This is a genomic window from Blastopirellula retiformator (genome assembly GCF_007859755.1).
GTDB classification, from domain to species: Bacteria; Planctomycetota; Planctomycetia; order Pirellulales; family Pirellulaceae; genus Blastopirellula; species Blastopirellula retiformator.
In genome coordinates this window covers 18,380-38,145 of record NZ_SJPF01000006.1, presented here as the reverse complement: position 1 = coordinate 38,145, position 19,766 = coordinate 18,380, and the positions used below count along the sequence as shown (strand labels likewise).

Here is a 19,766-nt window from a genome sequence, read left to right as displayed (position 1 = left end):
TCGCTTTTTTATGCCCTATGCGAAGAAGCGCTCTTACAGGCGGCAGTTGGCGATCTGCGTTTCCAGAATCGCCGAAGCGCCGATCGCTTCCAACTGTTCCATCGCCGGGATGACCTGCTTGCGAGGAACCATCACGCGGACCGCGCACCAATCGGCGTCTTCCAGGGCGCTGACCGTCGGCGAGTTAAAGCCAGGGGCGATCTTCTCGGCCTCGGCCAGCTTCGTGCGGGGGATGTTGTATTCCAGCAGCGAGTAGCTGCGGGCGATCACGACCCCTTCCAGGCGGCGAACAACCCGGTCGGCCATCTCGGCGTGTCGCGGATTATGGTTCTGAATCAGGATCGTTTCGTAGCGGCCGATCTCGTCCAAGATTCGCAGGCGATTGGCGGCCAGCGTGCTGCCGGTTTCGACCAGGTCAACGATCGCGTCGGCCACGCCGAGCGAGATCATCACTTCGACGCTCCCCGACAGCGTTACCATGTGCGCTTTGGCGCCATGCTCGGCCAGGTACTTTTCGGTCACATGCGGAAAGCTGGTCGCGATCCGGGCGCCATCCAGGTCGGCGGCCGTTTTGATCGCGCTGCTTTCAGGCACGCAAACCGCCAGGCGGCAATTGCCGACGCCCAGGGCCAAACGCTCAACCAGTTCGACTCCGGCTTCAGCGACCAGGTCGCTGCCGGTGATCCCCATGTCGATCGCCCCTTCGGCGCACAACACCGGAATGTCGTCGGTCCGCAGAAAGGTGATCTCGACCGGGGCGTCTTTGACCAGGGCAAACAAGCTGCGGTCCTGGCGACGGAAGCTGAGGCCGGCGTCTTTCAACAGGTCAGTGGCCAACTCGGCCAGACGTCCTTTGCTGGGAACGCCGATACGAAGGTTTTCCATAAGTCGAATCTAAAATCGGGGGTGCAGTCAGTCGCGATTAGTCGTTCGTCTTCCGCGACGCTTTTTCGTCGATGCCCGAAACGCCGAAGCGGCGAGCCAACTCTTGCTCCACTTCGGGCAGCGTAATCTCTTTGTGGCAAAGCAGCACGAACAGGTGATAAATCAGGTCGCCTGCCTCGTAGATGAGGTGATCCTTACCCTCTTCGCCAGGTTCGCCGGCCGCTTCGACCGTTTCGGCCGCCTCTTCCATGATTTTGCCGCCGATTTTGTCGACTCCGCCGGCAAACAGCTTGGTCGTGTACGATTTTTCAGGCGGATTGGCCTTACGGTCCTCGATCACCGCCATCAATTGAGCGAGAATGTGGGATTCGTTGGGCGCCACGGCTGCTTCACTACTAGGGAGGGGAACGGTTGGCCAAAGGACCTATTCTAGCTGGGAAGGGGACTTTGCGAAATTGCGGCCACCCTCCGGGCCCCAGCGAACGGCCCAATCTTCTTGAAATTTACGCGATTACCCCCGCTGATGAACGCTTCCGCAGATGTTGATTTTCTCGATTGTTGGTTTTTAACCGGTCCTACGGCTGGGGGGAAATCGGCGATCGGGCTGCAATTGGCCCAGCAAATCAACGCCGAAATCCTCTCGCTCGACTCGATGGCCCTCTTCCGCGGCATGGATATCGGCACCGCCAAGCCAAGCCCGGCCGAGCAGGCGATCGTGCCGCATCACCTGATCGACGTCCTCGATCCGACCGAAGACTCCAGCGTCGCCAACTACCTGGAACTGGCCGCCGCCGCCGTCTGCGACATCCAGAGCCGCGGCAAGCAGGCGTTGTTCGTCGGCGGTACGCCGCTCTATCTGAAAGGGCTCCTCCGCGGGCTCACCTCCGGTCCGGCGCCCGATCCCGAGTTCCGCCGCATGGTCGAAGAGGAAGTCGCCGCCGTTGGCGCCGAAGCATTGCATCGACGCTTAAAGCAGGTCGATCCCCTCTCCGCCGCCAAAATCAACCCGAACGACGTTCGCCGGATGATCCGCGCTTTGGAAGTCTACAAGTCGACCGGCCAACCGATCAGCCATCTGCAGAACGACTTTGACGAAGGCCGCGACGCCGAAGACTGCCGCGTCTTCGCCCTCGATTGGCCCCGAGCCGAACTGCACGACCGCATCAACCGCCGCGTCGATCAAATGTTCGCCGATGGCCTGGTCGCCGAAGTTGAATTGCTGCTGCAGTGGGAAGCCCCTTTGAGCGACACCGCCCTGCAGGCAGTCGGCTATCGCGAAGTGATCAATTGCCTGGAAGGCAAATGCACTCTGGACGTGGCGATTGAAAAGGTGAAAACCCGCACCCGGCAATTCGCCAAACGCCAATGCACCTGGTTCCGCAGCCTCAGCGAATGCCGCATTGTGCCGCTAACCGGCGATTTAGACGCCCATCAAATTGCCCAACAAATCGCCGACGCCGGGGCGGCGTGAATGACGAACCGGACTGGACCGCTCGCGCGCCATTTTTTTCGAGACCCGCTGGCGCCATGTTCTTACGGCGTCTTCGACGGAAGAGCATGTCTTCGCCCCGCCGGACGGACCGACTGGACCGGACCATTTCATTTTTTTCGAGTCCTCCGCGATTCCTTTAGCTCGCCCCTTCAGGGATTCCCTCTCTAACTGACTTCCTAGCCAGGGGTTAGGGCGCTTACCGCGACTCCACCCCGTGCTGCTTTCTTTCGAACCTTCGGGGCTGAGGACCGGACTGGACCGCCAAACGCTTTTTTTTCTTCAGCCCCAACGGGGCGCCGCTAAAGTAGCCCAGGGCGGAGTCGCGTTTCCGCGACGCAGTCCTGGGTCACCTTCGGTAAACCCAATCAAAAGCCCCAAGGGGGCGATCTAACCCGAACCGGGTAAACGCTGCCAAACGCCGGACTGCCTGGACCGGACCGTTTCGTTTTTTTCGAGTCCTCCGCAATTCCTTTAGCTCGCCCCTTCAGGGATTCCCTCTCTAACTGACGCCCTAGCCCGGGGTTAGGGCGCTTACCGCGACTCCACCCCGTGCTGCTTTCTTTCGAACCTGCGGGGCTGCGGACCGGACTGGACCATTCATACATCTTTTTTTCGCTTCGATCGCCGAATTCGTTCGCGCCCTAATGCAAAGTGGACTCGCCCACGAATTTTTTTGGGGCTACCGACTTCGGTTAGCGCCCGAAGCGAAAGTGGACTCGACGTCGCATTTTTTTTCACGCTCCCCGCCAGTCGCCAACCTCCAGCCGGAAGGCCCACGTCGCGCACTCACTACCACACCACAATCGACCAAGATCGCGTGCGCTTTGTCAAGCAATTTTGTCGAGCATGTACTGTGGCGATGGATGTCTATGGTGAGGTCGCGATTCGCTCCGCAAGCGCCTCCGCCAATTCCGCCAAACGCTCCGCCTGCGAATCCTCTCCCGCCAAGTTCCGCAGCTCGCCCGGATCATTCCGCTCGTCATACAACTCCACCGCCGCCACTTCGCCGGAGGCAAACTGGCGCCACTCGGTGTACCGATAGTTGGCGGTCCGGATTGAGTAGCCCATTACCTCTGGCTTCCCTTGGTAATAGGCGGGCCGCGGGTGTTGGGTGAGGGCGGACTGGCGGATCGTGGCGGTGGGATCTGCGAGGATCGGGCGAAGGCTTTGGCCGTCGAGCTTGGTGGCCGAAGAGAGCCCGCACAGGTCGACCAGGGTGGGGTAGAGGTCGACCAGTTCGACCAGGGCGGCGGTTCGCTGACCGGGCGACTTGCTGCGCGGGTCGGCAATCAACAGCGGCACGTGGGCGTCGAGCTCGAAGTTGGTCGTCTTGGCCCACAGGTCATGTTCGCCCAAGTGAAAGCCGTGATCGGACCAGAAGACGACGATCGTGTTGTCGGCCTGGCCGGTCGCTTCCAAAGCGTCTAGGACCTTGCCGATCTGGGCGTCGACGAAGCTGATCGCGGCGTTATAGCCATGGTGCAGACGCACCTTCGCGTCGGCGGAGATTTCGCCTTGCTTGGGAATGTTGGCGTAGCCCCGCAGTTCGCGGTTGTCATGCCGGGCGATGTCGGGGGCGTCGCCGTGTGGTTGTTTGTGGAGTTGCGCCGCGATCTCTTCTGGATCGTACAGGTCCCAATATTTCTGCGGGGCATTGAAGGGGAGGTGCGGTTTCCAGAAACCGACGGCCAAAAAGAAGGGCTGGTCGAGCTTGGCTTGTCGCTTTAGCTCGGCGACCGCGGCGGCGGCAATTCGTCCGTCCAGATAGGCTTCGTCCGGCACATCAACGCGCTGGAACGACGGGCCTTTGGGAACCTTGTGCAGCTCGAACGGTTGCCCCTCAACGTACCAGTCTTGCGAATGGGCGCCGATATCGAAGATCGACGGCGTCGACCATGACTGCGGATCGTTGTCGATCGCCTGGCGGTAGTTGTGATAGATCTTGCCAATGTCGCGGGTGAAGTAACCGTGTTGCTTGAAGTGCTGCGGCAGCGTTACCAGGCTCGGCTCGACCTGGCGAAAATGGGTCGGCAAATCCCAAACGCCGAGCGAATCGGGATAGCGCCCGGTCATCAGCGACGTTCGCGAAGGATTGCAAAGCGCCTGCTGGCAGTAAGCCTGCTCGAACAGCATGCTCCGCTTCGATAGTCGATCGAGGTTGGGCGTTTGGACGAGTGAGTCGCCGTAGCAGCCGAGTTGCACGCGGAGGTCGTCGACGGCGATGAAGAGGACGTTGGGACGTTTGGCCGCTGGTTCGTCCGCGCGGGCGATCGTATGGGATAGCAGAAGGAGAAGAACAACCGCGAGTCGGGGAGTCTTGAAGTATTGCATGCTGATATTTGGGGCCACGGCCAGGGTTCCTTTTTCGTAGGCTGGGTCGAGACCCAGCAAGTCGCCGTTTTGCGTCAGGAAGAGCTGGGTTTCAACCCAGCCTACGACGGTGATACCGCTGCGATCGTCTTTCGCAAGGCGTTGATCGAACGTTCTAGGTTTTGTTTCCTGCCCCCCTGCACGCCGTAGCATTGCAACGTGACTGGGCCGGTGAAGCCTTGCTGTTTCAATTGCCGCAACAGTCGAGTTTGCGGGAAGTCTCCCTGGTCGAGCGTCTGGATCAATTCGTGCCACTGCTTGCCACCGATATCGGCGCCGCATGTAGCACGAAGTAAAGACAGGGGGATCGGATCATGCGCTAGTTCGCGAGGAAGGAAGAGCGAGAGGCGGGGCGACAAGATTTCCCTAGTATAAATGGTGCGGACGCGTCTGTCTCGCGCTAGTTCTCGGGATCCGGCTGAAACAACTTCGGCAACAGCTCGATCAGATAGTCGCGGCGGTCTTGCCAGCGGTTGGTTTTGTTGGATCGATAGACTTCGACTGGGAAGTGGTGCTGCGTCAGCAGGAGCGCAAGCTGGTCGGCTTTGGCGGCGTGTTCGTCGCCGTGAGGATAGCCGAACCAAATGAGCCGCACCTTTTTTCGGCGCTCTTCGTCGTTCAGGTGACGCTGGTGATGCTGGTGATGCTGCTGCCAGGTGGGGAGTTCGCGCTCGGGATCGCGGAAGGGAAAGTAGGTGGTGGGGGCGTCGATATTGGCGATGTAGCCGAAGCTGCCGAATTCCTTGAAAGCACGGTCGACGATCGCGCTGCCAAAGACAGCTCGCTGCTCGGCACCAGGAAGCACGCGATAGTTGCGCTCTAAATATCGCCGGATTTCGTCGCGAAATTCATCGTCTTCGGTAAAGCGAACTTCTGGGGCTGGGCAGACGACCAGGAACATGGGCTGTGCCTGGCCGGCGTCAATCAGATTGTCGAGCAGTAAATTCACGCGGCTGAGTTGCCCCCAGGTTTCGCTCGACTCGCTGCGATCACAGAGGATGTAGAGCACTGGATACGCTTTGTCGTTCCACTCATAACCCGGGGGCGTGTAGATATGAAACTGGGCGAACGACTGCTGATATGGGCTGTAGTAATTGATGCCGGCGACGACGCCATGCGGAATGTCGCGCAAGTCGACCGGCGTCGCATCGGGAAAACGGAGCTGACGCCATCGGCCGGCGTCGTCGCAAGTGTAGCGATAACGATAGACGCCAGGGGGTATTGGACCGAGGATGGTCATGAAGCGATGCTGCTCAACTTGATTCATCTTCTCGCCGAGTCCCTGGTTGGTGTCAGGAAAAAGATCGGGGCTAACAATTCCAACGACCGGAGCCGTACTGGAATAGGTGGTGAAGGTGACTAGTCGAGCGCCATTTTCATCTGGCTCACCAAAAACGGCGTCTGGCGGCGGGGTAGATCTGATGTTGAACTGGGCGTAAGCGGAAGTCACGCATAGTGAGCATGTCATCAGTACGAGGATGATGAACCGAACCATGCGAGCGCACTCCAATATCCGGGGTAGGGTGCGTCGAGACGCACCAAGAAGCGGCGAAAATCTGGACTTCTCTAAATGTCCGGAGGGCGTATCGGCTGGGCCCTTTGCGTTGCCACGCGATGGTAATTCGACATCCAGCGACAGGGCTTGGTGCGTCCAGACGCACCCTACCTTAGCGGATCACGCAGCGAAAAGCCCGCGTTTCGTTGGGGAGAAACGTGGGCTTTTGCAGTGGACGACGCATTCGGCAGGCACGGCCTGCCCTACCGCTGGGTTACGATTTTTCTTCCGACGTTAGCGGCGCGACGGGGGCCGGGGCGAGTAGTCGCTGCAGCTCGCTGGTCAGCTTGTCGCCGCGGGCGTTCAGGTTGATGACGTTGCCGTCTTGGTCAACCAGGATCGCTTGCGGGATGGCGTCGATGCCCAGGTAAGTGACCAGCGGGTGATTCCAACCGCGATCGGCTTCTTCGACCGGGAACATCGTTTTCCAGGGGAGCTTCATTTCGGCGACGTAGCTTTCGGCGTTCTCGCGAGAATCATCGAGCGAGATCCCCAGGACTTCAAACCCGTGGTCTTGGTACTTCTCGTACATCTCCAGCACATGCGGCATCTCAGCGCGGCACGGACCGCACCAGGTGGCGAAGAAGTCGACCAGCACGACCTTGCCGCGATAGGCGGACCAGTCGAGTTCCGACCCGTCCAGCATCGTGCCGCTCAGTTCGAGCGGCTTGCCGATGATCGTCGAACGACGGTAGAGTCCTTCCACCTTGTCTCGCAGCTGTTGAACTTCTGGATTGTTGGAATCGGCGTTCAGCGCGATCGCGGTCTCGAGCATCTTCAGCCCTTCAGGACGATTGGCGCCGACAAAGTAGGGAGCAATCACCTTCGCAGCGACCAGTCCAGGGAGGCCGGGTTGGGTCATGTCAATTTTCTTCTGAGCGTCGGCCAGCATCTGATCGAGATCGCGTTGCTTGCCGTGCATCGTGGCCCGAACGTGGTCATCCAGCATGTGGAAAATGGTGACCGTTACCGTGCCGGAGTCGTTAATGGCCAGGCCTTCGTCGACCGCTGCGTCGAAGGCGGCTTTGTCGGCGTCGTCGCCAGTGGCGCCGGCGATCGCGCAATGCGAGACGATCTTGAAGGTATGCGCTTTTTTTCGCGGGAGGCCGGTTCCATCGAGATCAATAATGCGTTGGCAAGTCACGCTCAATTCACGCATCAATTTGATGAACGCCATTTTCTGCTCTTTGGCAGTTCCTTGCAGTTCCCCCATTTCACGGCGGACGGTATCCAAGTGAGCGGCAAGCGCGTCGACGTTGGTCGAAGCGGCCGGATCAAAATCAACGGCGACCGCTGGTTCGACGGCCGGCGCTTCGGCGGCCAACGTGACGTGAGACAGAGCCCAAACCGGGGTCGCGAGGGTCGCGACGGCGAACAACGAAGCACGCAAGCGGTGCATCAAAAAGGACATGAAGACCTCATCTTCCAGGTAATGACGAAACGAAGCGGGGCATGCAGGGGGAAGCAGGCGAATGGTCGATTCCTCGAGAGTTCGCGCGCCAGGGGAAAACGGCATTCTAACAACCGCCTGACCAAAACGCGGGCAAGTTTGCCGCTGAAGGGACTAGAAACCGCTAAGTTCTGCGCCCTTTTCGTGCGTTATTTTTGCAACAGGGTCGCAAGCCGAAAGTGTGTGGGGCCTTGCAGAGTTTTAGATTGCAGTGGTGTGGCTGCCTCGCAAGCTCGATGTGCGCGGCGCACAAAAAAAGACGCCGCAGGGGCGTCTTCTTTCGTTGTTCAGTTGTCGCGAGTGACTAATTGGCCGCTTTCAACTCGCGGAAGCCGGCCAGGATGTCGCGGTACTTGGTGCGGAAGTCGACGACCATCCAGCCCATGTAGATGTTGAAGCCGAGCGACAGGAAGGCGACGATTACCAACATCCAGTAAGGACGTTCGACTGGTTCGGCCGGTTTCGTCGGCTCTTCTTCCAGGTCCCTCGCCGGGCGATCGCTGGGGGAAGGCGCCGGGGGTTGTGCGGCGGGCGGGGGCGTTTGGGCAGCCGGTTGTTGCTGCGCCGGGGGCGTCAGCGCCGGAGCCCCAAAGCCGGGCAGCGCCGCCAAGTACGGGTTGTATTGCGGCGGATAGCCCATGTTCGGCATGTACGGGTTCGGTTGGAAAGTGTTGACGTAGCCGGGCTGACTGTACGGAACCGGCGGCTGTTGCGGGTACGGCTGCTGCTGTTGAGGCGGTTGTTGGTAGTTGTTGCCCGGCTGCTGATAGTTGTTGTTATTGTTGGGCGGTTGCTGCTGCTGGTTGTTCGACGGGGGAGTGTAGTTGCCGCCGTTGTTATTGTTTTGCGGGTTGTTGTTTGCGCTGGGGGGAGTGCTGTTGATCGGCGTCAGGTTGCCGGAGTTGTTGGCGCCGCTTTGGCCCGGCGAGTAGTTGTTGCTGCTGCCGGGCGTGGCATACGAATCGCTGAAGCGTCCATAGCTATTGCCGCCGTTGCTCGTTCCGCCCAGCGGAACCGTGTCGTTGCGGGTCGGTGTGTTGAGCGGCGGCGAGGTGTACTGCGGGTACTCGCTGCTCGGATTGCTGGTCGGCGTGTTCGAGGAGCCGCTGCGGGGATACGTGGAAGACCTCGCGCTGTTGGCAGTCGGCGTGCTGGTCGCGGGCGTCGATGGCGCAAAACGGCTGCTTGGCGTCGAAGATCTAACTGGGGTGGTGGTGCTGCCGCCGGGGATTGAGAAACTGCTGCCGGTTCCGCTGAGCGACGGATTGGCGTCGGCAGCATTGGCGGTCCGCGTGGTCGGGTTCAGCGGCGTACCGGCGCCGGCCGAACTGCTGGGAAAGGTCGAACCGCCGGGGCTCAGCGCCGAGCTATAACGGGGCGTCGGCGATTGGGCCAGCGTGTCGAGCGCAGGTGCGGCGGTTGACGCGGCCGAGCGATTGTCGGGCGCCGGGTTCAAAGCGAGCGGTTCCGCTTCGACCATTTTGTGAAGCGTCGCGTTGTCGTTTTCAATTTCGGCGTTGTAGCCTGCTTTGGCGACCGCCGGCATTTCGCGGGGAAGTTCGTCTTCGCCCAGTTGCACGCGGAAACAACGGATGACGCCGCCAGGCACATCCGGAGGGACGATGCTGTCGATCGGAGTCCCGTCGCGCAGCATCTTCTGCAGCACTTCCGGCTCGATCTGAATGATGTATTGCACGCTCTGCGGATCATCCTGAGCGGGCTGCCAACCGGTGTCGACTCCAACGGCGGCGGTTGCAAGTAATAGAGCGGCGGCGTACACGTTTCCATCTCCTCGTACGGCACTGGCGTAAAATTGCCGGCATCATCGTAACTAGAATGCCGGGAACAGGAAAGCGACATTTGCAAGCAATCCCTGGCCGTTAAGAGGATTTCCTCAAGTTTGTATCCTTGAGCGACTCCGCCTCGCCCATTTTTACGAGTTCTCCGCGCAACATGTTCAACAAGACTTGCATAAATGCGACCAACATCGGTCCGACCAAGATGCCGATCGGCCCCAGCGCCGACACGCCGCCGAGCACCGATAGCAGCGCCAGCAGCGGGTGTAACTTCGATTGACCATGCAAAACGAACGGCTTGATGATGTTGTCGACCAGCGAAATGACCGCAACCCCGTAGATTGCCAAGCCTATGCCGGCGGCCATTTTTTCCTCGGCGACGATCAGCCAAATGCTGACCGGCACCCAAACCGATGCGGCGCCAGCAAACGGCACCATCGCCAGCGTCATGGTGAGGAACATCAGCAAGAAGACCGATTCGAGCCCGCAGAACCAAAAGCCAATGCCGGCCAAAATTCCTTGCGCGACTGCCGATAGCAGCGTCGCCAGCACGACGGCGCGAGAGACGCGGCTGAACTCTTCGATCAGCTGGCGTTCGTATTCATCATCGAGCGGCGAAAGTCGCATCGCGGCGCTGATCAGCGCCGGCCCGTCGTAGAAGAAGTAGTACAAGCTAAGGATCAAGATGCCGATCCCCAGCACTAGGCCGCCGACAAACTTGGTTCCGGCGCCGGTGACCGGCAGAACGTAGGTCTCTAGGCGATCGATGGCGACGGCCTGGAAGCGCGACGCCTCGCGATCGCCCGGGTTTGCGTAGAGCCGCAAGGTGGCCATCGGCTGCCCGCCCAGATAGGCGACGGTCTGGCGGCGGAGCGCGGCGCGGACATCTTCCATCCGCGAGGCGAAAATTAGATCGCCCGGGGTGAGCTGTTCGTTCTTGACCGCATCGAGGATCTCGCCCAATTGGGCGTTGGCGATATCGATCGCTTCCGACATCGTCCGCCAGCGAGAAAACGCGTCTGCCGACATGGTCCCCAACTGAGGATCTTGCTCTAGGTCGACAGCGATCTGTTCGATCTTTCCTGCCCGGGCGTCGGCGATCAGCTGATCGTGGTTTTCGAGTTCGGCGTCGCCTCCCGCTTCGATCTCCTGGATCGTCGCCTCGCCGAGATCTTCCCGATAGTTATTGAGATCGTCCCGTAATTGCGTGATCAGCGCGGTCGCCGCATCGGCCGATCGCCCGGTCGGGGGCGTTTCGATCAGGTTGTCGATCTCCTCGACAATCTGATGGTAAAGGGGCGGATTGGGGATTGTCAGGCCTAGCCGATTCCGCAGCCGATCGAGCCGGACCTCGACTTTGGGCTGGTCGTCGCTGCGGACCAGGTCGATCGTTTCTTTGATCGCCATTGAGAAAATGCCGATCATCGGGACCAGCACGATCAGCAAGATGACCAGCGTCGTCGCTCCGGCGGCCAGGGCGTTGCGGCCTTTCAGCTTTTGCAGCATCCAGTCATGCAGCGGCCGAAAAATCACCACCAGGATCGCCGCCAGGAACATCGGCACTAGAAAGATCGACATTACCTGGTAGGTAAAAAAGGCGGCGACCGCCACAATGGCCAGCAGCGCCCAGAAGGAGAACATTTTCGGCGAAGTCATACGTGGCGAATCCGGCATTTGGCTTGGCTGGGGTGAGAATTGCGTTTGCGACGCATTTTATCAGACTGGATTTCGCCGCGCGGCAGCTGCGCTTGTGGCGAAATCGGTTTCGGCACAGAATAAACTCGGATTGTTACCTAGAAATTACCTGAGTTGAGTTTGCTGGTGCCCCCGACCGAAGAATCCTCTCCGAAAAAATCATGGAAGAGTTGGCTGACGCTGGCAGCGAAGATTGTCATCTTTCTCGTCGTGGTCGCGGGGGTCTGGTGGAACGTCTCCAAGGCGGTCCAGGATATGGGCGCCCATGGCGAGTCGGTCGGCGCGATCCAGTGGCAATGGCTCGTGGTCGCGGGCGCCATCTACGCGCTCGCGTCGCTGCCGATGGCCTCTTATTGGTACTTTGTCCTGCGGGCGCTGGGGCAACAGCCGTCGTATGGGATGGCGGTACGGGCCTTCTTTATCGGCCATCTCGGCAAATATGTCCCCGGCAAGGCGATGGTGGTCGTGTTGCGGACCAGCCTGATTCAGGGGCCGCATGTCGAAAAAACGGTCGCCGTCGTGGCGGTTTTTATTGAGACGCTGACCATGATCGCGGTCGGCGCCGCGTACTCCGGCGTGATCCTGGCGGTGCTGTTTCGCGAGCAGACGATTCTGTTGGCGGTGGCGGCGGCTTTGGGACTGTGCGCGTTTGTGCCGACTTTGCCGCCGATCTTTCGCAAGGTGATCGTCTTGCTGCGGATCACGCGGCTGAATCCGCGACTGGAAGAGCACATGCACGGGCTCAACTACGGCCTGATGGGAATCGGCTGGGTTTTCTACTTTATTGCCTGGACGCTGATGGGGCTCAGTTATCTGGCCGCGATGCGATCGATTCCGGGCGCTGTCGCGGCGGCGCCCGAAATGTGGCAGACGTTGCCGCTGCTGATTGCCTCGGTGGCGCTGGCGATGATTGCGGGGTTTGTTTCTTTGCTACCTGGTGGGTTTGGAATTCGCGAGCTGATCCTGATGCAGCTGACGGCGCCGGTCTTCGGCCGGCCGGTGGCGGTGGTGTCGGCGGTGCTGTTGCGGGTTTCTTGGATGGTGGCGGAAATCGTAATCTCAATTATCCTGTATATTCTCCCTTTCGCCCTTTCGCGACGTAAAGCAGCCGATGCGCCCGTCGACGATTCGGTTCCCACCCCGCCGATCGCCCGTTAACGCGGCGTCTGGCCGATCGAAAAGAAACGAGATACGCCTTGCGTCTTTCCGCCGTCATCCCCGTCTATAACGAAGAAGATAGCCTGCGAGAGCTTCATCGCGAACTCACCGATGTCGCCGCCGCTAATGATTATCAGATCGAAATCATTTTTGTTGACGATGGTTCCAAAGATGGTTCGTGGAAGGTCGAGCAGGAACTGGCCGACAGCGATCCGAATGTGAATGCGATTCGCTTTCGTCGTAATTTTGGCAAAGCGGCGGCGCTGGATGCTGGGTTTCGGGCGGCTCGCGGCGACCTGGTGCTGACGCTGGACGCGGACCTGCAAGACGATCCAGCCGAGATTCCTCGATTCCTGGAGAAGCTTGACAGCGGGCTCGACGTCGTCAGCGGCTACAAGCAAGTCCGCCATGACCCGTGGCACAAAGTGTTGCCGTCGCGGATCTTCAACTGGATGGTCAGCACATTGACCGGCGTGCGGCTGCATGATCACAACTGCGGCTTCAAATGTTATCGCCGCGAGATCTTTGACGAGGTTCGCCTGTATGGCGAATTGCATCGGTTTGTGCCGGTGTTGGCGGCGGCCCGCGGTTGGAAAGTGGGGGAGATCGTCGTCAATCACCGGGCTCGGCAGTTCGGCCAGTCGAAGTATGGCTTCTTCCGGATCTTCAAAGGCTTCCTTGATCTGCTGACCGTCAAGTTCATCACCGGGTTCGGCCAACGTCCGCAGCATTTGCTGGGTGGCATCGGCTTGGCCTTTTTCGCCTTTGGCGGCTTGGGGATGGTGATCTTGGCGCTGTGGTGGGTGTTGTCGCGCATTCCGGCGCTCGGTTTGAATCCGATTCACATTCATGAAACGGCGATGATCTTCTACGTGATCACGGCGCTATTGTTGGGAACCCAGTTCCTGATGGTCGGGCTGTTGGCTGAATTGATCACCGCGCAGAACTCTCACGGCCAGGCGCCCTATTCGATCTCGGAAACGTCCGGCTATACCAAACTTCCTGACACGACCAGCTCTGATACGACCGTATGACCGACGACGCCAACCGACAATTGCGCCTGGCGATTTACGTGTTGCTGATCGCCGTGAGCGTCGGCACGATCATTGGCCGCATCGGCCAGATGTCGGCCAACCATGGCAAGCATCCCTTTATGAGCGCCAATGACCGCAGCCGCTGGGCGACGGTCCGATCCTTGGTTGACTACGGCACGTTCGCCATCGACGATGTGATCGCCGATCGCCGCTGGGATTCGATCGACAAGGTCTACCACGTCGGCGCGGATGGCAAACGTCATTACTATTCGAGCAAGCCGCCGCTGATGGCGGTGATGTTGGCGGGCGAATATTGGGTGATCAAAAATGGGATGGGATTGTCGCTCGGCAGTTATCCATTTTACGTCGCCCGGATCATGTTGGTGATCACCAACGTCGGTTTGCTGCTGGTGATGTTCGCGTCGCTGATTGCGATGCTGGAGCGTTACGGTCGCAGCGATTGGGGACGCCTGTTTATCTTCACCACGGCGGCATTCGGCACGTTTCTGACGACGTTCGCCATCACAATCAACAACCATTTGGTCGCCGCCGTTGCGACGATGGTGGCGATTGACCTGGGAACGCGGATCTGGATCGATGGCAAACGGGACGCATGGCTCTTTTTTGGCGCTGGGTTTGCCGCAGCATTTGCGGCGGCGAATGACTTGCCGGCGCTGTCGCTGCTGGGGCTGCTCGGTTTGGCCTTGCTGATCAAGGCGCCTGCCAAGACGCTCGTTGCCGGCGTGCCGGGCGCGTTGTTGGTGGCGATCGCTTCGTTTGGGACGACCTACTGGGCCCATGGAAGTTGGAAGCCGCCGTACGCGCACCGTAGCGATGGTCCGGCAATCGCCACGCTGGATGTAGATGCAGCGGCGGCCGAACTCGACCAGGGAGAAGTGCCGGAACCGGTCCGGGCAAAGTTCGCCGCGTTGGACGTGCAGCTCTCAGAGACGCCGGAACTTCAGGTTCGCGAAGCCGGGGACCGCTGGGTGTTGGATGACCCAATCGTCGATCGCCGCTGGGCGCTGCAAAAGGTCGATAATGTAATCGAGGTTCGCACCTGGGATCGCTGGTACGACTATGCCGACACTTACTGGCGCGACGGCGTGAAGAAGGGGGTCGACCTGGGCGAACAGTCGCGGCTGACGTACCTCTTCCACATGTTGGTCGGGCATCATGGCGTCTTCTCGCTGACGCCGATCTGGATTTTGTCGGTCGTCGGCGGCGTGATGCTACTGCGCGGCGACGATCGCCAATGGCGGGACGTGACGATCATGATCGCCACGCTGACGATCGTCTGCGTGCTGTTCTATACCTTCCGCCCGCTGAAGGATCGCAACTACGGCGGCGTTTGCTCTGGCTTCCGTTGGCTCTTCTGGCTGATCCCGCTTTGGCTGGTCACGCTTCAACCGGCCGCCGATTGGTGCGCGAAGCGACGGTGGGCCTGTTGGCTGGCGGCGCTGTTGCTGCTGATCTCGGCGGCATCGGCCGCTTACCCGGCGCTCAACCCGTGGTCGCATCCGTGGATTTATCGGTATCAGGAATACCTGGGCTGGCTGTAGGCGATTGCATTACGGTTTGGCGGGGGATTCTTCTTTGTCGGTTTGACGCTTCAGCATCAGGGACGAAAGTCGTGATTCGGCGGGCGCCTTGAAATCCTTGGGTACGCCGACCGTTTCGTCGCCCGGCAGGCAAAGCTTCAACTGGTCTCCTTCAAGCTCGTAGATCGCGGTAAGCTTCGTCCCTTTTGCCGCCTTTCCAGCGGTTTCGACCGCGACGAGTCGAACCTCTTTCGGATTCTTCGTCTCATCCAGCGAGAATTCCCACTGCTGATTGCGAGGACCAAATCCCGACATCGACATGACATCGTCCGAGAACTGGACCTGCATCTTGGTGATGCCTTGCCGTTTGAGGATCTCGCCGAGCGAGGTTCCGTTCACTTCACCTTCGACAAAGTTCCACGTTCCTTGAATGGCATCTGCGTCATCCGCAGCGAAAGTTGGGGTCGCAGAAAAGCAGGTCGCGATCAAGAGGAGCAGGGAGGCGGAGAGAACTAGCAGGGATTGGCGTGAGCTTGTCTGGTGCGTCTTCATGGAAGGAGAGCCTTTTACGAAAATTGCGATCGGAGTGCCGACTTCAAGATTTCATCCGTGCACTATCGTGAACCAGGCGACGGAAACGGGGTAGACCTTATCAATCTACGTTTCCATCGGTTCGACTGCAAATTTTTGAATCAGGATAGATATTCTCGGGTGAAGGAGTCACGCGAACTGTGCCGCACGCGTAATATGGTGACGACGTGACTGCTGACCTGGAACAGAATGCGATGCTTGTATCGGCGATGTCCAAGCAATACTTCGCGGATTTCCTGCCCGATCTCCTCCGATTCCGCGGCCAAGTCGCCGCGCTGCGGATGGTTTTCCAGCGTGGTTAGCAGTTCGTTGATTTTCTCGACGGACTGCGTGATCGCAGGGATGCGATCCCAAATTAACGACGTAAGTCGTTATTTTGCGAGCCGCGAAGAGCTATGCTCTGAGCCTGGCGAGGTTGAAAAATGCCACGATGGCATTTTTCAAAAGGCAGTTAGTTTTATCATCAAATGGCCGAACCATCGGTTGCCCGCGATGATTGCCTGTTGGTCGTGAAACCACCGAAGCACCGACGCTACATCGGCTTCCGCCCGCGCGGTCAAGATGACGTCATACGCCATGCTATTGATCAGATTCTGAGATGCCGAACTTCTTCGCCAACTCCTTTAGCGCCTCCCGGGCTGGCTTCACTCGGCCTGCTTCGGCATCGGCCAGACCGGTGCGAATGGCGGCCAAGGTTTCTTGCTGGTCCGCCCGGGCGGCGAGTTCGACGAGTCGCTGGTAAGCGGCGGCGTCCTGCACGACCACTTCCGCCTTGCCGTTGACGGTAAGCACCATTGGCGAGCCGCTTTCGTGAAGCTGTCTTAAGTACTCCGATGTCTGTCGCTTGAAGTTGGTCAGCGAATCGACGCCATTTTCTAGATTGAGCATGGAGCATTCCTTTCGCATTTAATTTGATGCTTATTAAATGCTAGTCCTCGTTGCCCCGCAAGACAAGGTGATCTGTCGTAGGTAAGGCGAGCGCCGGGCGCCCTGGTGGGCGGGGTTTCTGCGAATGTCACCCCCTGAAAAAGCGAGCTTGCGTCAAATAGCAAAAATCCCAAAGATAGACGCCAGCAACGTTTGCCAGCATCCCAGCGCGCACGGAGGCGTTTTCGAAATGCGTTCTTATCCCAATCTGTTCTTGTCGATTCTTGCCCTCTCCGTTTTGTTCGCCGTTGGATGCGGCAGCGAAACGAGTCCGCCTGCCGCTTCGATTGACGGTGGTTCGGCTGCTCCGGCGGCCGGGGGAGATTCGCTGAGCGGTTCGCCGGTCTCGGTCGAGCCAGAGGAAATGACCGACGCGTATCGTCCGATGGCCCGCGAGAGTCATCCGGAAGTCGTTTTGACGACCAACTACGGCGAGATCAAACTTCGCTTGAACTCCGAAAAGGCGCCCGCCACGGTCGACAACTTTTTGAACAACTACGTCGAGTCGGGTCGTTACGACGGGACGATCTTTCACTATGTCGCCACCGACTCAATGATTTTGGGCGGATCGTTCACCGCCGATCTCGAAGCGACGCCGACCCGCACCGAAATTCAAAGCGAAGCGGCGAACGGCTTGAAGAACGTCCGCGGCGCGATCGCGATGACCCGCGATCCCGAATACATCCACACGGCGACCAACCAGTTCTTCATCAACCTGGCCGACAATCCGAATCTGGATCATGTTGAAGATGATGAAAAGAAGTATGGCTATTGCGTCTTTGGCGAAGTGATCGAAGGGATGGACGTGGTCGACAAGATCGCCGCCGCTCCGGTCAAAGATGTCGAAGGCTTCCCTGGTCTGCCGGTCGAGACGGTCGTGATTCAATCGGCCAAACGCGTGCGCTAACTCGTCTTCGCTTTAGTTGACCGTCGTATACTCGCGACGCAGCGAATCGACCAATTGCTGCAGCGTATAGACGTGGCCGGTCGGTTCGTCGAGCTTCAACTCGCGGACCGAGGCGACGACGTCGAGTTCGGACAAGATGTCGCTTTCTGCACAAAGCGTCTCGGGATCTTCCAGAATCGCCGAGTAGAAATCGTCGCGCTGCACCAGTTCCAACAGCAGGATGCGGCCGATCGGCGAGTAGGAGAGACGCTCCATCCGGTTATAGACCTTCTCGGGCGTCGCGATGCAGCGGGGGAGTTCGACCGGAGGCCGCCGCACGTAGACCAGGTTCACGATAAATTGATCGTCGGACAGGCTGTAGCGGGGGACTCGGCGCCACGGAAACGACCACCAGCCAAGTTGCCGCAGTTGCGGCAAGAAGTCGCGGACTTCGCTCTCGACCAGCAGTTGGTCTTCATGGAAACCGCGGATCGCCAGGAAGTGACGTCGGGCGACCTGTTCGATCTGCTCGAACGATGGCTTCTCGCGAATCGCCAGATTCTGCGCATGCGTTTCCCTCAGCGCGGAGAAAAGCGCTATCACGCATGCAAATTGTACGAGGTAGCGGCGAGTCATGATCTTGGCAGAATGCGGGGCGGCATCAGAGAAGTAAATGTGATGCTCTGCTGATTCCTATTGCAAACTTTAGCTTGCAAATTGAATCCAGGCGGAGCGCGCAAGCTCTGATTTCTGCATTGGTTATCGCATTTGCGGTCATTTTGGGTGGCGGAATCGGTCAATTCGCGTCAATCCATAAATTCCGATTTACTTCATTAGTGCGAATTAAAATCCCTCTCACCTGCCTTAAAGGGAAATTAATTTCGCTTTGTTAAGCTGGGTTGTTGAACCCAGGATCCGACTTTTCTACAATCGCACTCAATCGTCAGTGGGCGAGATTGGTCCTGCGGTAGTAGGAGACTCCGTGATGTCGATCGTTACCTACTTCATTCAGCAGTGTCCGACTTGCGGTCGGCGACTGCAGGTGCGGATAAACGACCTAGGTCGTAATGTCTCTTGCCAACATTGCCATGCGGAGTTTATGGCGAGTGACCCCAGTATGTCCTCTGCGCAGCCAGTCGCTGCAGTGGACTCGGTAGAGACGGCCCTGCGTAAAGCCGAGGCCTTTCTCTCCGCCCGGAGTCACCATCCGGCGCTGTTCGCGTCGCCGACCCGCGTGCACTAGAGAAACCGCCCCAAGCGGCGCTTTCTCTCGCGGAACGAAGTTTCCCAGAAGTTGCCCACCCTGACGCCCGCTCGCTAAGCGGGCGTTGCTCTTTTCTTGTCCCCCAGGTTGATCACATGAACGCCTAATTACATGTTCATGGCTGCTGGTTGCTTGTGTGTCGCGCGGCGAGGACCGAAAATCAGAGAAATTCCCGATGCCCCCTTCTGGAGTTTCGGTTCTATGAAAAAATCCCAGCTTCTGTGGATCGTTTTCGCCTGCTCGTTACCGGCAGTCGCGGTCTCGGCTGTCGAGCCGACGGTGGCCGACGCCAAAGCGACGTTGCGCAAAGCGAAGTACCTGGAGCCGATCCCCGCGGCGCTCGCTTATTTGAAGAGTTCACAGTTGCCGGGCAAAAAATTGGCTAGGTTTTACGAACTGCATACAAATCGCCCGCTCTACTTCACGAACGACTACCAGTTAACCTACGACGCCGCTGATGTGCCGACCCACTACAGCTTTACGGTCGACTCGCGAGTCGATGCGCTGGCCGAAGAGTACCAGCGTTATCGCCCGCGGACGCTCGATCGGCTGAACGCGGGCCAGGCGAAGAAGCAGGCCAGTTACTCCGTAGCGAAAGTCTCGGCGGCGATCGCCGGACTCGACGAGCGCGGTGCGTGGATCAAACCAGGAACGACGAAACATTATCAAAAACTAAACAACGCCTCGGGCGTGATTCGTAGTCGCACGTTCGCCGAAAACGTGCATCACCTGTCGAACTACGTCACCGCGCAGGCGAAGGAGTGATTTGCGATGAGCGAAACGCGACAAAACGTGCTGATCGGTCTGATGCTGCTGTTGGTCGTGGGCGCCGGCGGCTTCGGCTATCAGGTGTTGGGGAAGCTGGAGCGGGTCGTCGGCGCCGCTGAGCGAACCGAAGGAAAATTGGATCGCATCATCGAGGCGACCGCCCCGCTGGGAAAGGCGGCGGTCGAGAAGGGGACCTTGGTGCTAGAAAACATCGACGAAAAAGATCTGGGCGAATCGGCGACCCGCGGAATCAAAGAGATCGGCATGTCGGCCAAGGATAAGCTGAGCGAGGTGATCCAGCGGATCGAAGCCCACGGGGACGAAGTCGACGTCAAGATTCGACTCGAAGAGTAA

Annotated in this window: 19 protein-coding genes; 7 read left to right on the top strand and 12 right to left on the bottom strand. The window is 59.0% G+C overall.

Annotated features, from left to right (window positions below; translation table 11 throughout):
- Window positions 1-33: 33 nt before the first annotated feature.
- Together hisG and Enr8_RS22125 are read right to left on the bottom strand one after the other, a co-directional pair.
- Window positions 34-885, bottom strand: a complete 852-nt coding sequence (gene hisG, locus Enr8_RS22130; protein WP_146435916.1) for an ATP phosphoribosyltransferase — start codon at window positions 883-885, stop codon at window positions 34-36.
- Between the two features lie 37 nt (window positions 886-922).
- Entirely contained in the window at window positions 923-1,267 is a 345-nt protein-coding gene (locus tag Enr8_RS22125; RefSeq protein ID WP_261342482.1) for a phosphoribosyl-ATP diphosphatase, read from the bottom strand.
- Between the two features lie 141 nt (window positions 1,268-1,408).
- Here Enr8_RS22125 and miaA point away from each other — a divergent pair, with 141 nt between their 5' ends.
- The gene (gene miaA / locus Enr8_RS22120; RefSeq protein WP_146435914.1) at window positions 1,409-2,356 is read left to right on the top strand and encodes a tRNA (adenosine(37)-N6)-dimethylallyltransferase MiaA; all 948 of its coding nucleotides are present in this window, start codon (window positions 1,409-1,411) and stop codon (window positions 2,354-2,356) included.
- A gap of 888 nt (window positions 2,357-3,244) precedes the next feature.
- Here miaA and Enr8_RS22115 read toward each other — a convergent pair.
- The 6 genes from Enr8_RS22115 to Enr8_RS22090 form a co-directional block, all read right to left on the bottom strand.
- Window positions 3,245-4,708 (bottom strand): sulfatase, encoded by a 1,464-nt coding sequence (locus tag Enr8_RS22115; RefSeq protein ID WP_146436493.1) that lies wholly within the window; start codon window positions 4,706-4,708, stop codon window positions 3,245-3,247.
- A 101-nt stretch (window positions 4,709-4,809) separates the two neighbouring features.
- Complete coding sequence (locus tag Enr8_RS22110; RefSeq protein WP_146435912.1) at window positions 4,810-5,106, bottom strand: hypothetical protein; 297 nt, start codon at window positions 5,104-5,106, stop codon at window positions 4,810-4,812.
- 41 nt (window positions 5,107-5,147) lie between these two features.
- Window positions 5,148-6,242 carry an alpha/beta hydrolase gene (locus Enr8_RS22105; protein WP_146435910.1) on the bottom strand — a complete coding sequence of 365 codons (1,095 nt, stop codon included), beginning with the start codon at window positions 6,240-6,242 and terminating at the stop codon, window positions 5,148-5,150.
- Between the two features lie 274 nt (window positions 6,243-6,516).
- Entirely contained in the window at window positions 6,517-7,713 is a 1,197-nt protein-coding gene (locus tag Enr8_RS22100; protein ID WP_186767805.1) for a TlpA family protein disulfide reductase, read from the bottom strand.
- Window positions 7,714-8,056: 343 nt separating this feature from the next.
- Window positions 8,057-9,532, bottom strand: coding sequence for a hypothetical protein (locus Enr8_RS22095; protein WP_146435906.1), 1,476 nt, complete (start codon window positions 9,530-9,532; stop codon window positions 8,057-8,059).
- Between the two features lie 100 nt (window positions 9,533-9,632).
- Window positions 9,633-11,204: an AI-2E family transporter gene (locus Enr8_RS22090; protein ID WP_186767804.1), complete on the bottom strand. Its 1,572-nt coding sequence runs from the start codon at window positions 11,202-11,204 to the stop codon at window positions 9,633-9,635.
- A gap of 165 nt (window positions 11,205-11,369) precedes the next feature.
- Here Enr8_RS22090 and Enr8_RS22085 point away from each other — a divergent pair, with 165 nt between their 5' ends.
- The 3 genes from Enr8_RS22085 to Enr8_RS22075 are packed head-to-tail and all read left to right on the top strand — an operon-like array spanning window position 11,370 to window position 14,997.
- Window positions 11,370-12,401 (top strand): lysylphosphatidylglycerol synthase transmembrane domain-containing protein, encoded by a 1,032-nt coding sequence (locus Enr8_RS22085; protein ID WP_186767803.1) that lies wholly within the window; start codon window positions 11,370-11,372, stop codon window positions 12,399-12,401.
- 38 nt (window positions 12,402-12,439) lie between these two features.
- Complete coding sequence (locus tag Enr8_RS22080; RefSeq protein WP_146435900.1) at window positions 12,440-13,435, top strand: glycosyltransferase family 2 protein; 996 nt, start codon at window positions 12,440-12,442, stop codon at window positions 13,433-13,435.
- Window positions 13,432-14,997, top strand: a complete 1,566-nt coding sequence (locus Enr8_RS22075; RefSeq protein WP_146435898.1) for a hypothetical protein — start codon at window positions 13,432-13,434, stop codon at window positions 14,995-14,997. Before Enr8_RS22080 ends, Enr8_RS22075 begins: the two co-directional genes overlap by 4 nt.
- A gap of 9 nt (window positions 14,998-15,006) precedes the next feature.
- On the opposite strand, the gene Enr8_RS22070 is transcribed toward Enr8_RS22075, so the two are convergent.
- The 3 genes from Enr8_RS22070 to Enr8_RS22060 form a co-directional block, all read right to left on the bottom strand.
- Window positions 15,007-15,528 (bottom strand): TIGR03067 domain-containing protein, encoded by a 522-nt coding sequence (locus tag Enr8_RS22070; protein WP_146435896.1) that lies wholly within the window; start codon window positions 15,526-15,528, stop codon window positions 15,007-15,009.
- A gap of 140 nt (window positions 15,529-15,668) precedes the next feature.
- Window positions 15,669-15,902 (bottom strand): type II toxin-antitoxin system RelE/ParE family toxin, encoded by a 234-nt coding sequence (locus Enr8_RS26650; protein ID WP_390620212.1) that lies wholly within the window; start codon window positions 15,900-15,902, stop codon window positions 15,669-15,671.
- Between the two features lie 244 nt (window positions 15,903-16,146).
- Window positions 16,147-16,455, bottom strand: a complete 309-nt coding sequence (locus Enr8_RS22060; protein ID WP_146435893.1) for a type II toxin-antitoxin system Phd/YefM family antitoxin — start codon at window positions 16,453-16,455, stop codon at window positions 16,147-16,149.
- A gap of 229 nt (window positions 16,456-16,684) precedes the next feature.
- On the opposite strand from Enr8_RS22060, the gene Enr8_RS22055 reads away from it, so the two are divergent.
- On the top strand, window positions 16,685-17,401 hold the full coding sequence (locus tag Enr8_RS22055; protein WP_222434925.1) for a peptidylprolyl isomerase: 717 nt from the start codon (window positions 16,685-16,687) through the stop codon (window positions 17,399-17,401).
- Window positions 17,402-17,413: 12 nt separating this feature from the next.
- Here Enr8_RS22055 and Enr8_RS22050 read toward each other — a convergent pair whose 3' ends face one another.
- On the bottom strand, window positions 17,414-18,016 hold the full coding sequence (locus tag Enr8_RS22050; RefSeq protein WP_146435892.1) for a hypothetical protein: 603 nt from the start codon (window positions 18,014-18,016) through the stop codon (window positions 17,414-17,416).
- Window positions 18,017-18,845: 829 nt separating this feature from the next.
- On the opposite strand from Enr8_RS22050, the gene Enr8_RS22040 reads away from it, so the two are divergent.
- Both Enr8_RS22040 and Enr8_RS22035 read left to right on the top strand, forming a co-directional pair.
- Window positions 18,846-19,409, top strand: coding sequence for a hypothetical protein (locus Enr8_RS22040; RefSeq protein WP_146435887.1), 564 nt, complete (start codon window positions 18,846-18,848; stop codon window positions 19,407-19,409).
- 6 nt (window positions 19,410-19,415) lie between these two features.
- Window positions 19,416-19,766, top strand: coding sequence for a hypothetical protein (locus tag Enr8_RS22035; RefSeq protein ID WP_146435885.1), 351 nt, complete (start codon window positions 19,416-19,418; stop codon window positions 19,764-19,766).

What these genes read in the sequence shown, in the direction of transcription:
- Enr8_RS22115 (WP_146436493.1), bottom strand. Translation starts at nt 4,708, where the DNA reads ATGCAATACTTCAAGACTCCCCGACTCGCGGTTGTTCTTCTCCTTCTG.
- Enr8_RS22060 (WP_146435893.1), bottom strand. Translation starts at nt 16,455, where the DNA reads ATGCTCAATCTAGAAAATGGCGTCGATTCGCTGACCAACTTCAAGCGA.
- miaA (WP_146435914.1), top strand. Translation starts at nt 1,409, where the DNA reads ATGAACGCTTCCGCAGATGTTGATTTTCTCGATTGTTGGTTTTTAACC.
- Enr8_RS22050 (WP_146435892.1), bottom strand. Translation starts at nt 18,016, where the DNA reads ATGACTCGCCGCTACCTCGTACAATTTGCATGCGTGATAGCGCTTTTC.
- Enr8_RS22040 (WP_146435887.1), top strand. Translation starts at nt 18,846, where the DNA reads ATGAAAAAATCCCAGCTTCTGTGGATCGTTTTCGCCTGCTCGTTACCG.
- Enr8_RS22055 (WP_222434925.1), top strand. Translation starts at nt 16,685, where the DNA reads ATGCGTTCTTATCCCAATCTGTTCTTGTCGATTCTTGCCCTCTCCGTT.
- Enr8_RS22075 (WP_146435898.1), top strand. Translation starts at nt 13,432, where the DNA reads ATGACCGACGACGCCAACCGACAATTGCGCCTGGCGATTTACGTGTTG.
- Enr8_RS22105 (WP_146435910.1), bottom strand. Translation starts at nt 6,242, where the DNA reads ATGGTTCGGTTCATCATCCTCGTACTGATGACATGCTCACTATGCGTG.
- Enr8_RS22070 (WP_146435896.1), bottom strand. Translation starts at nt 15,528, where the DNA reads ATGAAGACGCACCAGACAAGCTCACGCCAATCCCTGCTAGTTCTCTCC.
- hisG (WP_146435916.1), bottom strand. Translation starts at nt 885, where the DNA reads ATGGAAAACCTTCGTATCGGCGTTCCCAGCAAAGGACGTCTGGCCGAG.
- Enr8_RS22090 (WP_186767804.1), bottom strand. Translation starts at nt 11,204, where the DNA reads ATGACTTCGCCGAAAATGTTCTCCTTCTGGGCGCTGCTGGCCATTGTG.
- Enr8_RS22100 (WP_186767805.1), bottom strand. Translation starts at nt 7,713, where the DNA reads ATGTCCTTTTTGATGCACCGCTTGCGTGCTTCGTTGTTCGCCGTCGCG.
- Enr8_RS22035 (WP_146435885.1), top strand. Translation starts at nt 19,416, where the DNA reads ATGAGCGAAACGCGACAAAACGTGCTGATCGGTCTGATGCTGCTGTTG.